The sequence below is a fragment of the Actinokineospora xionganensis genome, from assembly GCF_014323725.1.
In the GTDB taxonomy this organism is placed as follows: Bacteria; Actinomycetota; Actinomycetes; order Mycobacteriales; family Pseudonocardiaceae; genus Actinokineospora; species Actinokineospora xionganensis.
The window spans coordinates 74878-90565 of sequence record NZ_JABVED010000018.1; the positions used below are offsets into that span (position 1 = coordinate 74878).

General features: G+C 71.1%; 11 protein-coding genes. 9 read left to right on the forward strand and 2 right to left on the reverse strand.

Annotated features, from left to right (window positions below; genetic code table 11):
• Positions 1–172: 172 nt before the first annotated feature.
• Positions 173–1618, reverse strand: coding sequence for a KamA family radical SAM protein (locus tag GPZ80_RS26175; protein ID WP_246477489.1), 1446 nt, complete (start codon positions 1616–1618; stop codon positions 173–175).
• Positions 1619–1696: 78 nt separating this feature from the next.
• On the opposite strand from GPZ80_RS26175, the gene kdd reads away from it, so the two are divergent.
• The 7 genes from kdd (at position 1697) to GPZ80_RS26210 (ending at position 11615) form a co-directional block, all read left to right on the forward strand.
• Positions 1697–2734: an L-erythro-3,5-diaminohexanoate dehydrogenase gene (kdd, locus tag GPZ80_RS26180; RefSeq protein ID WP_246477490.1), complete on the forward strand. Its 1038-nt coding sequence runs from the start codon at positions 1697–1699 to the stop codon at positions 2732–2734.
• Between the two features lie 2 nt (positions 2735–2736).
• A complete protein-coding gene (locus tag GPZ80_RS26185; protein ID WP_187223751.1) occupies positions 2737–4341 on the forward strand; it encodes an amidohydrolase in 1605 nt (534 codons plus the stop codon).
• Entirely contained in the window at positions 4338–5924 is a 1587-nt protein-coding gene (gene kamD / locus GPZ80_RS26190) for a lysine 5,6-aminomutase subunit alpha (protein ID WP_187223752.1), read from the forward strand. The genes GPZ80_RS26185 and kamD overlap by 4 nt, the downstream gene beginning before the upstream one ends.
• Entirely contained in the window at positions 5921–6688 is a 768-nt protein-coding gene (gene kamE, locus GPZ80_RS33850) for a lysine 5,6-aminomutase subunit beta (RefSeq protein WP_312880584.1), read from the forward strand. The genes kamD and kamE overlap by 4 nt, the downstream gene beginning before the upstream one ends.
• Positions 6685–7071, forward strand: coding sequence for a 3-aminobutyryl-CoA ammonia lyase (kal, locus tag GPZ80_RS26200; RefSeq protein WP_187223753.1), 387 nt, complete (start codon positions 6685–6687; stop codon positions 7069–7071). The genes kamE and kal overlap by 4 nt, the downstream gene beginning before the upstream one ends.
• A gap of 130 nt (positions 7072–7201) precedes the next feature.
• Complete coding sequence (locus tag GPZ80_RS26205) at positions 7202–9277, forward strand: AMP-binding protein (protein ID WP_187223754.1); 2076 nt, start codon at positions 7202–7204, stop codon at positions 9275–9277.
• A gap of 253 nt (positions 9278–9530) precedes the next feature.
• On the forward strand, positions 9531–11615 hold the full coding sequence (locus GPZ80_RS26210; RefSeq protein ID WP_187223755.1) for an AMP-binding protein: 2085 nt from the start codon (positions 9531–9533) through the stop codon (positions 11613–11615).
• Here GPZ80_RS26210 and GPZ80_RS26215 read toward each other — a convergent pair.
• Positions 11612–12517, reverse strand: coding sequence for a cyclase family protein (locus tag GPZ80_RS26215; protein ID WP_187223756.1), 906 nt, complete (start codon positions 12515–12517; stop codon positions 11612–11614). The genes GPZ80_RS26210 and GPZ80_RS26215 overlap by 4 nt on opposite strands.
• A gap of 184 nt (positions 12518–12701) precedes the next feature.
• On the opposite strand from GPZ80_RS26215, the gene lnt reads away from it, so the two are divergent.
• Together lnt and GPZ80_RS26225 are read left to right on the forward strand one after the other, a co-directional pair.
• Entirely contained in the window at positions 12702–14300 is a 1599-nt protein-coding gene (lnt, locus tag GPZ80_RS26220; protein ID WP_187223757.1) for an apolipoprotein N-acyltransferase, read from the forward strand.
• A gap of 43 nt (positions 14301–14343) precedes the next feature.
• Positions 14344–15117: a polyprenol monophosphomannose synthase gene (locus GPZ80_RS26225; protein ID WP_187223758.1), complete on the forward strand. Its 774-nt coding sequence runs from the start codon at positions 14344–14346 to the stop codon at positions 15115–15117.
• Positions 15118–15688: the final 571 nt, after the last annotated feature.

A 15688-nucleotide genomic window follows, 5' to 3' on the forward strand; every position in this document is an offset into this window, starting at 1 on the left:
CGGTCGTGGCCAGCGTGGCGCAGGCGGCAGCGGCGACGACAAGGAGCTTTGAACGCACAGAATCCCCAGTTTCATGTGGACGGCGACCGCCCTGATCGGCACGGCCGCGCGTCGCACACTGTAAACGCGGGGCGCGCCCCGACCAGACCTCACCTGGTCGGGGCGCGCGCGGTCACGCCTGGTGCTCCGGGTTGTCCCGCCAGAACTGCTGGCCCGTCGCGCCGAGGGTGGAGATGGGGTCGTAGTACGGGTAGCGGCGGCTGAGGATCGCGGCGGCCTCCTCGGCCTCCATGCGCTCCGTGCCCGCGCGGTAGTTCTTGGTCCAGTACGAGATACCCAACTCGCGGTCGTATTCGGCGAGTTGGTGGACCCAGCGCTTACCGACGTACGGCACGTCGCAGATGATTCGTGGCGTCGCGTAGCCGGGGAGGTAGCCCATGATCGCGTGCTGCAGTTCCTGCGCTTCCCACACCGCGACCCGCCAGTGTTCGGCGTTGGGGATCATGTCGCACATGTAGAAGTAGTACGGCAGGATGTTCGCCTCGCCCTGCAGCGCGAAGCACAGGTCCAGCAACGCTTCCGGGGTCGCGTTGACCCCGCGCATCAGCACGCCCTGGTTGCGGACGTCGCGGACGCCGACCTCCAGCGCCGTGCGCGCGGCCTCGGCGACCAACGGGGTCACCGACTGCACGTGGTTGACGTGCGTGTGGATCGCCAGGTTCACCCCGCGACGCGCGGCCGTGCGGGCCACCCGCTCCAGGCCCTCGACGACGCTCGGCTGCAGCCAGTGCTGCGGCAGACCCGCCAACGCCTTGGTGGCCAGCCGGATGTCACGGACGGTCTCGATGTCGAGCAGCCGCATCAGGAACAGCTCGAGCTGCTTCCACGGCACGTTCGCCACGTCGCCGCCGGAGACGACCACGTCCCGCACACCCGGGGTGCGCTTGAGGTAGTCGATCATCTGGTCGTAGCGGTCGACCGGCTTCAACGTCAGCTTGTGCTTCTCCACCTGCGGGGTGGAGTTGCCGACCAGGTCCATCCGGGTGCAGTGGCCGCAGTACTGCGGGCACGTCGAGAGCATCTCCGCGAGGACCTTCGTCGGGTAGCGGTGGGTCAGCCCCTCCACCACCCACATCTCGGCCTCGTGCAGCGAGTCACGCTCCGAGTGCGGGTGCGACGGCCAGTCCGGGTCGCGGTCGGACCGCACCGGCAGCATGTAGCGGCGCACCGGGTCGGCGAAGAACGCCTCGGTGAACTCCGGCGTCGTGGTCTCCGCCGTCGGCGCCATCGTGTTGAGCATCTGCGGCGGCAGCAGCATCGACATCGTCGCCAGTTGCTGCTGGTCGGCGGCCAGTTCCTCGTAGAACGACTCCGACAACAGGTCGCCGACCACCTTGCGTAGCTGCAACGCGTTCTTCACACAGTTCACCCGCTGCCACTGGGCGTCTCGCCACTGGGCCTCGGTGACCGTCTTCCAGCCCGGGAACCGCCGCCAATCCGGTTCGACCAGCTCACGCCGGACGTACTCATAAGGCTGTTCACCGGCGTGGTGGACCGCGTCGGACACCGTCGTCGCCGGGGTCTCCGGCTTCAGCTCTGCAACACGCAGGGCAGTCATATGTGCTCCTCGCCGTTCGGGTGGCGTAAAGATATGCTGCCATACGACTCGAACGACGTAAATCTTACGGAGGTCGCCTTGACGGAAGCCCGCCCTGTGTCGCCTTACGGGCTGCACCGCGTGCTCGAACCCGCCGGGGTCCTGCCCCAGCAGGCACAACGGCTCGACCCCGACCCCACGCCGCGCGCCGACGAGGTCGTCGTGAACGTGGAGAAGCTCAACCTCGACGCCGCCTCCTACCGGCAACTCCGGGAAGAACATGGCACCGGTGAAGCGGTCCGGGCCGCCGTCCTGGACATCGTCGAGGCGCGCGGCAAGATGCAGAACCCGGTCACCGGGTCCGGCGGCATGCTCCTGGGCACCGTCGTCGCCGTCGGCCCCGAGTCGCCATTGGGCCTCAAGGTCGGTGACCGGATCGCCACCCTCGTCTCGCTCACGCTGACCCCGCTGCGCATCACCGACGGCCTGGCCGCCTGGGACGGCGAAGGCGAGCAGGTGCCGTGCGCCGGCACCGCGGTCCTCTTCGGCCGCTCGATCGCCGCGGTCCTGCCCGACGACCTGCCCGACGGCCTCGCGCTGTCCGTCCTCGACGTCTGCGGCGCGCCCGCCCTGACCGACCGGGTCGTCCGCGACGCCGGTGAAGGCGCCTCCGTCTGCGTGTTCGGCGGCGGCGGCAAATCCGGCTCGCTCTCACTGGTCGCCGCGCGCCGCGCCGGTGCGGGCCGGATCGTGGCGCTCGTCCCGACCGAACGCGAAGCCGAAGCCGTGCGTGAAGCAGGGCTGGCCGACGAGGTCGTCATCGCCGACGCCCGCGACCCGCTCGCCGTCGCCGAGGCGGTCGGCACCCCGGTCGACGTGACCGTGGTGTGCGTCGACGTCCCCGGCTGCGAGCACGGCGCGGTCCTGGCCACGGCCCAGGGCGGCACGGTGATCTTCTTCTCCATGGCCACCTCGTTCGCCGCCGCCGCGCTCGGCGCCGAAGGGCTCGCCGCCGACGTGCGGATGCTCATCGGCAACGGCTACGTGCCTGGTCACGCCGCGTTCGCCCTGAACCTGTTGCGCGCCGAGCCCGGGGTGCGCGCCCTGTTCGAGTCGCGCGAACGGCAGACTGCTTGACCATGACGAACGCGCACCCCCGGACCACACTGCTGACCGGCGGAAAGATCCACTCCCCGGCCGACCCGCACGCCACCGCCATGGCCGTCGAGGACGGCATCGTGGTGTGGCTCGGCCAGGACTCCGTCGGCCGCACGATGTACTCCGGCGCCGACGAGACCGTCGAACTCGACGGCGGTTTCGTCGCGCCCGCGTTCGTCGACGCCCACGTGCACGCCACCTCGGCGGGGCTGCTGCGGACCGGTCTCGACCTGACCGGGTGCGCGTCGCTCACGGAGTGCCTCGACGCGCTTCGGGCCCATGTGCGCACGAGCGGGAACGCGCTGGTGTGGGGCCACGGGTGGGACGAGACGACCTGGCCGGAGCGGCGCACGCCCACCCGGGCCGAACTCGACGCCGCTGCCCAGGGCGCGCCCGTCTATCTCTCGCGCATCGACGTGCACTCCGCGCTGGTGTCCTCGGCGCTGCTGCAGCACGCTCGCGGCGCCGACGGGTTCAGCGAGGACGGCCCGCTCAACAAGGACGCCCACCACCGGGTCCGCCGGGCCGCCCTCGCCGCGATCACCCCGGCTCAGCGGGCCGAAGCGCAGACAGCGTTCCTGCTCCACGCGGCGGAGATGGGCATCGCGTCGGTACACGAGTGCGCCGGTCCCGACATCTCGGGCACGGACGACTTCGCCGACCTGCTCGCCCGCACCGACGGCCCCGAGGTGGTCGGCTACTGGGGCGAGCGCGGGAGCGCCGACCTCGCCGCCCGGCTCGGCGCACGCGGCCTGGCCGGTGATCTGTTCGTCGACGGCGCGATCGGCTCCCGCACCGCCGCCCTCTGTCACCCGTACGCCGATGCCCCAGACACCAGCGGCACCCTCTACCTCGACGCGCCCGCCATCGCCGAGCACCTGCGGATCTGCACCGAGGCGGGCATCCAGGCCGGGTTCCACGTCATCGGCGACAGCGCCGTCGCCGAGGTGATCGACGGCTTCGCGATCGCCGAGAAGACCGTCGGCCGCGAAGCCCTCGCAGGCGCCCGGCACCGCCTCGAACACCTGGAGATGGTCACCACCGAGCAGGCAGAGCGGCTCGGACAGTGGGGTGTGGTCGCCTCCGTGCAGCCCCTCTTCGACGCCGCCTGGGGCGGACCGGACGGCATGTACACCGAGCGACTCGGTGAGCGCGGCACCATGCTCAACCCGTTCTCCCGCCTCGCCGCCGCAGGCGTGATCCTCGCCTTGGGCTCCGACGCCCCCGTCACCCGCGTCGACCCGTGGGCCACCGTCCAAGCCGCCGTGCACCACCGCACCGATGGCTACGGGCTCTCCGCCCGGGCCGCGTTCACCGCCCACACCAAGGGCGGCTGGCGCGCGGCGGGCGTCGACGACGGCATCACCGGGACCCTGCAGCCCGGCGCCCCCGCCACCTACGCCATCTGGGACGCCCCCGAACTCGTCACCGCCACCCCCGACTCCCGTGTGCAGCGCTGGTCGACGGACCCGCGCTCGCGCGTGCCCGCCCTGCCGCCGCTACACCCCGGCGCCGAACTTCCCGTCTGTCTGCGCACCGTCCTACGCGGTCGCACAATCCACCACCGCGAGGAGCACCACCAGTGAGCCAGACTCGGGCCCTGCTGGACCTGGACCCCAAGGTCGTCGCCACCGCGCGCGGCCTGGCCGCCAAGGCCGCCGCACCGGTCATCGACCTCGCGCGCGCCCACACCACGGTCGCCGTCGAACGCGCCACCCTGCGCCTGGCCGGGATCACCGGGGCCGACACCACGCACCGCGCCGGTGACGTGCCCTGGGTGAACCGGGTCGTCGACACCGTCCGCGAACACTGCGGGCTGGAACACGGCGTGACGCTGCCGGTGTTCCACGCGCTGCGCGAACACGACCTCGGCAGCCTCACCGAACTGGCCGAGGCCACCGCCGCCGGGCAGATCCAGTTCACGATCCCCACCGGCCGCGCCGCCACCTCCGCGGCGAAGGCCGCCCGGGTCGCCGTCGCCAAGGGCCTGCGCACGGTCGACCGCAACCGCGCCAACCGCGACAAGCTCGTCACCAAGCTCGGCGACCCGCCGCGGCGGCCGTGGATCTATCTGATCGTGGCGACCGGCGACATCGACGAGGACGTCGTGCAGGCCGCCAACGCCGCCCGCGCCGGCGCCGACATCATCGCCGTCATTCGCTCCACCGGGCAGTCGCTGCTCGACTACGTCCCCGAGGGCGCCACCCACCACGGGTTCGCGGGCACCTACGCGACCCAGGAGAACTTCCGCATCATGCGGGCCGCGCTGGACGAGGTGTCCAAGGAGGTCGGCCGCTACGTGCGGCTCACCAACTACGCCTCCGGCCTGTGCATGCCGGAGATCGCGGTGCTCGCGGGCCTGGAACGGCTCGACATGATGCTCAACGACTCGATGTACGGGATCCTCTTTCGCGACATCAACCCGATCCGCACCTTCGTCGACCAGCGGTTCTCCCGCCAGGTCCACGCGCGCGCCGGGATCATCATCAATACCGGCGAGGACAACTACCTCACCACCGCCGACGCCGTCGACGCCGCGCACACCGTCACCGTCTCGCAGCTGCTCAACGAGCACTTCGCGCACGAGGCCGGGCTGCCCGACGAGTTGCTCGGCCTCGGGCACGCCTTCGAGATCAACCCGAAGGTCCCCGACTCGTTCCGCCTCGAACTCGCTCACGCGCTGCTCGCCCGGGAGCTTTTCCCCGACGCGCCGCTCAAGTGGATGCCGCCGACGAAGCACATGACCGGCGACGTGTTCAACGGCTACCTCCTGGATGGGTTCTTCAACCTCGCGGGGGTGCTCACCGGCCAGTCGATCCTGCTCGTCGGGATGATGACCGAGGCGGTCGTGACCCCGTTCCTGTCCGACCGCGACCTGGCGCTGGCCAACGTCCGCTACGTCCTCGACGCGGCGGGCAGCCTCCGCGAGGACTTCCGGCCCGCCCCCGACGGCCTGATCGTCAAGCGGGCCCACCAGGTCCTCGGCGAAGCCGTCGACCTGCTCGACCGGATCGTCGATGACGGGCTGCTCAACGCGATCGCCGACGGAACGTTCGGCCTGATGAAGCGTCCGGCCGACAAGGGCAAGGGTGCCGACGGCGTCATCGAGAAGGCCGACGGCTACCTCAACCCCGCCACCACCCTGCTCGACGAGGGAGCGACGAAGTGACGACCACAGAGACTCCCAAGACGAAGCGCTACGTGCGCCCCTACGGCGACACCACCGGCGACGGCATGGCGCAGATGTCGTTCACCCTGCCGATCCCGTTCGGCCCCCGCGCCGACGGGGCCGCGCAGCAGCTGGCGAACAAGATGGGCATGGACCCGGCGATGGTGGTGCACAGCCACCCCATCGGCGAGGACTTCACCTTCTTCGTCGTCTACGGCTCCGTGCAGCACATCGTCGACCTCGACGCCGTCAAGGTCGTCGAACGCGAGTACCCGCTGCTGCCGCCGTCCGACGTGAACTCGGCGATCAAGAAGACCCTCCGGCGCAAGCTCGTGGTCGTCGGCGCCTGCATCGGCACCGACGCCCACACCGTCGGCATCGACGCGATCCTCAACATCAAGGGCTTCGCCGGAGAGAAGGGCCTGGAGTACTACCGGGAGCTGCGGGTCGTGAACCTCGGCGCCCAGGTGTCCATCCCGGAACTGGTCAAAGCCGCCCGCGCCGACAAGGCCGACGCCGTCCTGATCTCCCAGGTCGTCACCCAGCGTGACGCGCACATCCTCAACACCCAGGAGATGTCGGCGGCGTTCCGCGAGGCGATGGGGGAGCGCTGCCCGCTGCTCATCGCGGGCGGGCCCCGCTTCGACCCCCTCATGGCCGCCGACCTCGGCGTCGACCGCGTCTTCGGCCGCGGCACCACCCCCGGCGAGGTCGCCAGCTACCTGGTGCACGCCATCTCCCAGCGAAAGGAACACCACGCATGACCCGCGAGGTCGGATTCACCGTCACCCACCGCAACTACGTGCCGCACTCGCACGCCCACTACGGCGGCAGCCTCGTGGACGGCGCGTACGGCCTCGGGCTCTTCGGCGACGTGGCCACCGAGATGTGCGTCCGCACCGATGGTGACGAAGGTCTCTTCGCGGGCTACCAGGCGGTCGAGTTCCTCGCGCCGATCCGCGCGGGTGACGTCGTCGAGGCGACCGCCACGCTCACCCGGGTGGGCACCCGGTCCCGTGACCTCGACTTCGAGGTCCGCGTGGTGTGTCGCGCGGCGCCCGAGCGCGGCGACTCGGCCGCCGACGTCCTCGATCCGCCGATTGTGGCGACGCGCGCAAAAGGCACCGTGGTCGTGCCCGGTCAGTGACAGAAACCGCTCCGTTTGGGCCGAATGGATGAACGGATGCTTGCGCCGAATAGTCGTTCGCTGATAACAACCGGTCCCACACTTGTCAGTTGTGGCCTGGGGAACTCAGGTCGGGCGATGACGGAGGACCATGCCGACCGAGCTCGTCGAGGTGGACCTCACCCTCGATCACTCACCCGAACAGGTTTGGGATGTCCTGAGTGATCTGGAGCTGTACCCGCGCTTCGCCCGCGAGGTCGCCGCGGTCGAGCGCTTCGGCGCCACCGCGCCGGGCCGCGGGGCGAAGTTCCGGGTGCGGTTCAGCGTCGGCTCGGCCAAGCCGGTCCTCGACGAGGTCGAGATCCTCGTCCACCGCCCGCACGAGCACCTGGTGCTCGTCAGCCCGCGCTGGGAAGGCGGGCACCTCACTGTGCGCCTCGAACCGGCCTCGCGCGGCCGCACGCTCGTGCAGGTGATGCTCTCGCTGCCCGAGGGCATCACCGCCGGGACCGTGCTGACCAACTCCTGGGTACGCAGACGGGTCCGCAAGGCCCTGTCCGTCATCGACCACCACCTCGCGGGACGGGCCGTCACCTCCTCGCCCACGCGGATCGACCAGTCCTCCCGCAGCCAGTCCGCGCTCAACGTCGCCGTCACCCTGGCGCGCGCCGGGGTCTTCACCCCCGGCAGACCGGACCGGCTGGTCCGCCAGCTCAACGCGCTGGCCCGCTGGGGCCCCACCTTCGCCGGCGGCTACCGGGCCGCCGCCGCGGCCAATCCCGACCACCCGGCGATCATCGACGAGCGCGGCGAGCTGAGCTTCGACGAGATCGACCGCCGAACCACCCGGCTGGCCAACGGCCTGGCCGAGTACGGGGTGCGGCCGGGGCGTCGGGTCGCGCTGATGTGCCGCAACCACGCGGGCATCGTCGAGGCGGTCATCGCCTGCGGCAAGCTCGGAGCCGACGTGCTCATGGTCAACACCGGGCTCTCGGCCGACCAGATCGCCGACCTCGTCGACCAGCACCGGCCGATCGCGCTGCTCGCCGACGACGAGTTCGGCCCGCTGTTCCACAACCTGCCCGCGTCGCTGCCGTGGATCTCCACCTGGAGCGCGGCGCCCGGACAGGTCAGCACCGACACGATCACCCAGGACGCGGCCTCGACGCCGCTGCGCCCGCCCGCGACGCCGAGCAAGATCATCGTCATGACCTCGGGCACCACGGGAATTCCCAAAGGCGCCCGCCGCCGCAACCCGCCCGGGCTGAGCGCCGCCGCGTCGGTGTACTCCCGCATCCCGCTGCGCTTCCACGAGAAGATGCTGATCCCGGCGCCGCTGTTTCACACGTGGGGACTGGCCGCGGTGCAACTGGGCATGCCGCTGCAGGCCACGCTCGTGCTGCAGCGCCGGTTCGACCCCGAGTCCGCGCTGCGCGCCATCGCCGAGCTGGGCTGCACGTCGATGTTCGCCGTGCCGATCATGCTGCAGCGCATCCTCGACCTGCCCGCCCGCGTCCGGGCCCGCTACGACACGTCCTCGCTGCGCGTGGTCGCCAGCAGCGGCTCGGCCATGTCGGGGTCGTTCGTCACCCGGTTCATGGACACCTTCGGCGACATCCTCTACAACCTCTACGGCTCCACCGAGGTCTCCTGGGCGAGCATCGCCGACCCGGCCGACCTGCGGGCCGCGCCGACGACCGCGGGCCGGTGCCCGGTCGGCACCCGGGTGGGCATCCTCGACCCGTCCGGCAAGCCGCTGCCACCCGGCGCGGTCGGAAGCATCTGCGTGGGCAACGAGATGCTGTTCGAGGGTTACACCAACGGCAGCCGCAACGAGATGCACTCCGACCTGATGGTCACCGGCGACCGCGGTTACCTCGACGCGGACGACCGACTGTTCGTCTGCGGGCGCGACGACGACATGATCATCTCCGGTGGCGAGAACGTGTTCCCGCGGCCGGTGGAAGAGCTGCTGATGGGACTCGCCGAGGTCGACGACGCGGCCGTGGTCGGCGTGCCCGACCGCGAGTTCGGCCAGCGGTTCGTCGCTTATGTGGCGCTGCGGCCGGGGGCCCGGCTCGAGGCGACCGATGTGCGGCACTACGTGCACGACCATCTGGAGCGGTTCTCGGTGCCGAGGGACGTGTTCTTCGTCCGGCGGGTGCCCCGAAACGCCACCGGCAAGGTCGTCAAGCGCCTCCTCGCCGAACCTGACTTGACCGCATGAAGGTCGGCTTCGGCCTGCGATGATCACCGACCGTAGGCGCCGAATTCGACAACCGGGCGCCGCCGATTTGTATCACTTGTGACAACTCCCAAGCGGCCATTCGGACCGCTGGTTACGCCAATAGGGTGGCGGTGATCGGTACTGGGCCGAATGGCCGAGTCGCTGCTTGTGTCGGGTGACGCTGCGCTGATAACTACCGGAAACACGCAGGTGGTGACAGCGAGGAATCGCGCAGGCGCATGACGGAGGGTCATTGTCGACCGAGCTCATCGAAGTCGAGCACACGCTGGACCATTCCCCGGACGAGGTCTGGGGCGTCATCAGCGAGCCCGCGCTCTATCCGCGCTTCGCGGATGTGGTCGCCGCCTCCGACCGCGTCGGCACCGCCAACGGCGGCCGCCGCGCCCGCTACCGGGTCACGTTCAGCGTCGACGGCGCCAGGCCGGTCCCCGACGAGGTGGAGATCCTCGTCCGCCGGCCCCCCGAACACCTCGTGCTGGTCAGCCCGCACTGGGCAGGCGGGCACCTGGCGATCCGCCTTGAGGCCGTCGACCAGGGCCGCACCCTCGTGCGGGTGACCTTGTCGCTGCCCGACGGGCTCACCACCGGCACGGTCGTGACCGGCATGTGGGTGCGCAGGCGGGTGCGCCGTGCGCTGTCGATGGTGGACCACCACCTGGCCGGACGCGCCGTCACCAGTTCGCCGTCGCGCATCGATCAGGCCGCCCGGGGCCAGTCCCTGCCCACGGTCGCGCGGATTCTCTTGCGCGCCGGGGTCTTCTCCCCGAGCCGCCCGGACCGGGCCTTCCGCCAGCTGAGCGCGCTGCTGCGCTGGGGCCCTACCATCGTCGGCGGCTACCTCGCCGCGGCGGGCGGCGCCCCCGGCGTGACCGCGATCATCGACGAACGCGGCGAGCTGACCTTCGACGAGATCGACCGACGCACAACGAGGCTGGCCCACGGTCTCGCCGAGTACGGCGTGCGGCCCGGTCGCCGGGTCGCGGTGATGTGCCGCAACCACGCGGGCATCGTCGAGTCCGCCATCGCCTGCGGCAAGCTCGGCGCCGACGCGCTGCTGCTCAACACCGGCTTGTCCGCCGACCAGCTCGCCTACTCCGTCGCCGCGCACCGACCCGTCGCCCTGCTCGCCGACGAGGAGTTCGCCCCGCTGTTCCACAATCTGCCGGTCGCGTTGCCGTGGATCTCCACCTGGGGCGCCACCGAGGACACCGCAGGCGAGGTCGACATCGACGGCCTCATCCAGCGCTCGCCCGCCACCCGGCTCCACCCGCCGTCGCAGGCGGGCAAGCTGATCGTGCTCACCTCGGGCACCACCGGGGCGCCCCGAGGAGCGCGCAGACCCAACCCGCCTGGGCTGTCGTCGGCCGCGTCGATCCTGTCCCGGATCCCGCTGCGGCGCCGCGAGCGGATGCTGGTCGCGGCGCCGGCGTTCCACACGTGGGGGCTGGCGGCGGTTCAGGTCGGGACCGCCATCCAAGCCAGTCTGGTGCTGCACCGCCGCTTCGACCCGGAGGCCGCGCTCGCCGCCATCGCCAGGCACCGGTGCACGTCGATGTTCGCCGTGCCGATCATGCTGCAGCGGATCATGGACCTGCCCGCCCACGTCCGCGACCGCTACGACACCTCGTCGCTGCGGGTGGTGGCGAGCAGCGGCTCACCGCTGCCCGAGCGGTTCCCCGGCGCGTTCATGGACGCCTTCGGCGACATCCTCTACAACCTGTACGGCTCCACCGAGGTCTCCTGGGCCAGCATCGCCGACCCGACCGACCTGCGGGCCGCCCCCACCACCGCGGGCCGCTGCCCCGCCGGGACCCGCGTCGGCATCCTCGACGCCGACGGCGAACCGCTGCCCCCCGGCGTCATCGGCAGCATCTGCGTCGGCAACGAGTTGCTGTTCGAGGGCTACACCAACGGCACCCGCAACCGGATGCACGACGACCTCATGGTCACCGGCGACCGCGGCTACCTCGACGCCGACGGCAGGCTGTTCGTCTGCGGACGCGACGACGACATGATCGTCTCCGGCGGCGAGAACGTCTTCCCGCAGCCGGTGGAGGAACTGCTGACGAGCCTGCCCGAGGTCGAGGACGCCGCCGTCGTCGTGGTCCCCGACCAGGACTACGGGCAGCGCTTCGCCGCCTACGTCGTCCTCCGGCCGGGCTCGCACCTGGAAGCCGTTGACCTGCGCCACTACGTCCGCGACCACCTGGAGCGGTTCTCGGTGCCCAGAGATGTGTTCTTCGTCCGCCGCGTCCCCCGCAACGCCACCGGCAAGGTCGTCAAGCGGCTGCTCGTCGATCAGGATTCGTTGGGCTAGATCACCGCGTACGCGCGTACTGGGAAGGTGCCCAGGCCGATCACGGGTACCGGGGCCGCGTGGAAGCGGAAGCCGTCGGGCGGCAGCTGCTCCAGGCCGCGCAGGTGTTCGGCGATGGGGATGCCCGCGCGGAGCAGGCGGGTGTGCGCCGGGCGCCGCGGGTCGTCGGTGCTGTCGATGTTGAGGCTGTCGATGCCGACCAGGGCGACGCCCTGCTCGACCAGCCAGTCCGCGGCGTCGGCGGTCAGGTACGGGTGGCCCTCGAAGTACGCCGGGGTGCGCCAGTTTCGGTCCCAGCCGGTGTGGATGAGCACCGCCCGCCCCGCCACGTCGAACGGGAGCAGAGCGGCCTTGTCCACCGCGCGCCTGCCGTCCCCGGCGACCCGCACGACGAGCCCGTCGAGGTCGGCGACCCGCTCCAGGGGCAGCCCGGCGAGGTCAGGTGCGCCGTCGAAGCGGTGGGCGGGGGAGTCGACGTAGGTCCCGGTGTTGGCGACCATCGAGATGGTGCCGATGTGGAACTCGGTGTCGGGGCCGTAGACCGAGCGCGACTGCTCGCGGGTCAGGTAGTCGCCGAGTTCCGGTCCCGGGACACCGGGCAGGGTCGCCATGCCGTGCTCCACCGGGTGGCTCAGCTCGACCAGCCGCGACGTCCGGGCACGGGCGGTCTCCACGCCGCGCGAGCCCTTGTGCGCCTCGGCGATCATCCGGCGGTTCGACACCCGGACCTCGCCGACCATCAGCAGACCCAGGTGCCGCACGAGCAACTCGCCGGTCGTCGCGTCGTCCAGGTCCGGCGTGGGGGAGTCGAGGCGGAAACCCTCGACGCTCAGCGATCCGCCGTTGCGGAACGCCACCTCGGCGTCGAACTCGACGCGCCACTGCTCAGTTTCATCGGTCACGGGCGAACCCTAATTCGCCGGACAGGCAACCCCAACGCAAATACGCTGACCTGCGCGAACCGGGCAAAGTCTCACTATCGACTCGAGGGTTAGGGTTCGTGATCCACACCGTCAACCAGAGGGTGAGACCTCGCCCGCGGGGGAGTCCCGGAGAGTGGGCGGCCCGCCCCCGTACGCTGAACCCGTGGTCGCCCCCGCCGTGCCCCAGGAGCCAGATGTGGCCTCCCGCACCGAAGCCCCAGCCCGCCGGGGTCGCCTGAAGGTCGCCCTGCGCTCGCTGGCCGCGCTCGCCGCGGGCGGGCTGGTGTTCCTCAGCGTGCCGCCGCGGCCCACCTGGTGGCTCGCGCCGGTCGGGTTCGCCGTGCTCGCCCTGCTGCTGCACGACCGCCGCGCCCGCGCCGGGTTCGGCTACGGGACGCTGTTCGGCCTCGGCTTCATGGTTCCGCTGCTCGCGTGGACCGGGGTGTTCGTCGGGCCCATCGCCTGGCTGCCGCTGAGCGGACTCGAGGCCGTCCTCGTCGGCGTGCCATGCGCCGCCATCGCCGTGGTGACCAGGCTGCGCGGCTGGTACCTGTGGGCCGCGCTGCTGTGGGTCGCGGGGGAGACGCTGCGCGCCTACGTCCCGTTCGGCGGCTTCCCGTGGGGCAAGCTCGCCTTCGGTCAGCCCGAGGGCCTCTACCTGCCGCTGGCCGCGCTGGGCGGCACCCCGCTCATCGCCTTCGCCGTCACCCTCACCGGGTTCGGACTCGGCGAACTCGTCCGCCGCGCGCTCATCACGCGCGCACCGCGGGCGCTCGTGATCCCCGCGCTCGCCGCGGTGCTGCCGCTGGCCGCGGGCGTGGCCGCCATCCCCGCGGTGGGCACCGACGCCGACGCGGGCGAGGTCACCGTGGCCGCCATCCAGGGCAACGTGCCGCGCGCCGGGCTCGACTTCAACGCCCAGCGCCGCGCCGTGCTCGACAACCACGTCGAGCGCACCGAGCAACTCGCCGCCGAGCTTGGCGCCACCAAGCTCGACCTGGTCATCTGGCCGGAGAACGCCTCCGACATCGACCCCTTCCGCAACCGCGACGCGGCCGAGGCCATCGCGCGCGCCGTCAACGCCATCGACGCGCCCGTCGCGTTCGGCGCGGTCATCGTGCGCCCGGACGGGCCGCGAAACTCGGTGATCCTCTGGGAGCCGGGCGTGGGCCCGGTCGACGAGTACGTCAAACGCCGGCTGCAGCCATTCGGCGAGACGATGCCGATGCGCGACTTCTTCCGGCTGTTCACCCCCACCGTCGACCGCGCGGGCACCTTCGTCCCCGGCGACGAGGCCACGGTGTTCGAGATGGGCAAGGCCCGGGTCGCGCTGGTCACCTGCTACGAGGTCGCCTTCGACGCAGTGGTCCGCGAGTCGGTCCTCAACGGGTCCAACCTGTTGGCCGTGCCGACCAACAACGCCACGTTCGGCCGCACCGAGATGACCTACCAGCAGCTGGCGATGGACCGGATCCGCGCGGTGGAGCACGGTCGCACGGTCGTCGTCGCGGCCACCAGCGGGGTCAGCGCGATCATCCTTCCCGATGGGACGGTGACGCAGAGCACGGGCCTGTTCACGCCTGCGGCGCTGGTCGAGCGCGTGCCGTTACGATCAGCGACTACGATGGCGGACCGACTGGGTGTGTGGCCCGAGTGGACCATGGTGTCCGCGGGCCTCGCCGCGCTGGTGATCGCACTGGTGCGCGGCAGGCGCTCACGGTCCGCCGGGGACATGCCGGCCGCGGCGGACACCCACGGATAGTCATATTTGCCCGGCGCGCACGCGCCGGCGAGGAGGAACACGGATGACGGACCAGCCGAACGGCTCAACGCAGCTCGAGCCGGTCCTGGTGGTGATCCCGACGTACAACGAGCGGGACAACCTCGGGCCGATCGTCGAGCGGCTGCACGCCGTTTTGCCCACGACGCACGTCCTGGTCGTCGACGACGGCAGCCCCGACGGCACCGGCGACCTCGCCGACGCCATGGCGGCGGCGGACGAGCGGGTCAACGTGCTGCACCGCACGGAGAAGGCCGGCCTCGGCGCCGCCTACGTCGCGGGCTTCCAGTGGGCGCTGGAGCGCGACTACGCCGTCATCGTCGAGATGGACGCCGACGGGTCCCACGCCCCCGAGGACCTCCCACGCCTGCTCGACGCCCTCGGCGACGCCGACCTGGTACTCGGCTCCCGCTGGGTCACGGGCGGAAAGGTCGTCAACTGGCCCATCCGCCGCGAAATCCTCTCCCGCGGCGCGAACCTGTACTCCCGCCTGGCGCTGGGGGCGAAGATCCACGACATCACGGGCGGATACCGCGCCTACCGGCGTGCCGTGCTGGAGAAGCTGAAGCTGCACAACGTGGCGTCGGCCGGGTACTGCTTCCAGATCGACCTGGCCTGGCGGACGGTGGAGGCCGGGTTCACAGTGGTCGAGGTCCCGATCACGTTCGTCGACCGCGTTCGCGGGGAGTCGAAGATGAGCGGGAACATCGTTCGCGAGGCGCTGCTGCGGGTGACCAAGTGGGGCCTGAGGCGGCGTGGGAACCAGATCAAGGGGCTGGTTCGGGGCAAGAAGGCTTGATCTTTGGGTGCTCGGCTGTCTTGATCTTTGGGTGCCGGTCGGTGACTCGGCTTGATCTGGGGACCCGGAGAAGGACCTGCGCGGGTAAAGCGGGGCAGGGTGAGGGAACTGCCCCAAAGCCGAACCACCCGACCGGCGCTTTGCCGGGCCCGTTGAGTCAGTTGGGGGCGGGCAGGGTCGAATCACTCCGCCTTCGCCTGGCACTTCCGTTGGGTGGTGCCTGAGGTTGGTGGCGAGCACGGTCGAACCCGCCGACAAGTGCTTTCGCTGGATCCTTCGGCTGGGTGGGCGGCGAGCCGGGTCGATCACTCCACCGGGCCGGACGCGTCGCTGCCCTGGGTGGGCGGCGAGGCGGGTCGGATCGTTCTGTCCGAGCCAGCCCTTGTCGGGTGGGTGCGTGAGGTGCGCTGCGAGCCTGGCCGGATCGCGTCACCGCCGAGCGGGCGACTTCCCCCGAGCGGGGTGGGCGGCGTTGCGAGCCGAGTCACCCGGCCGTCAGCGTTTCGCGGGGTCGTGCCGTCCCACACGTCCCATGAGCAGGTGTGAAACGAGTCGCCCTTCGGTTGGCAGG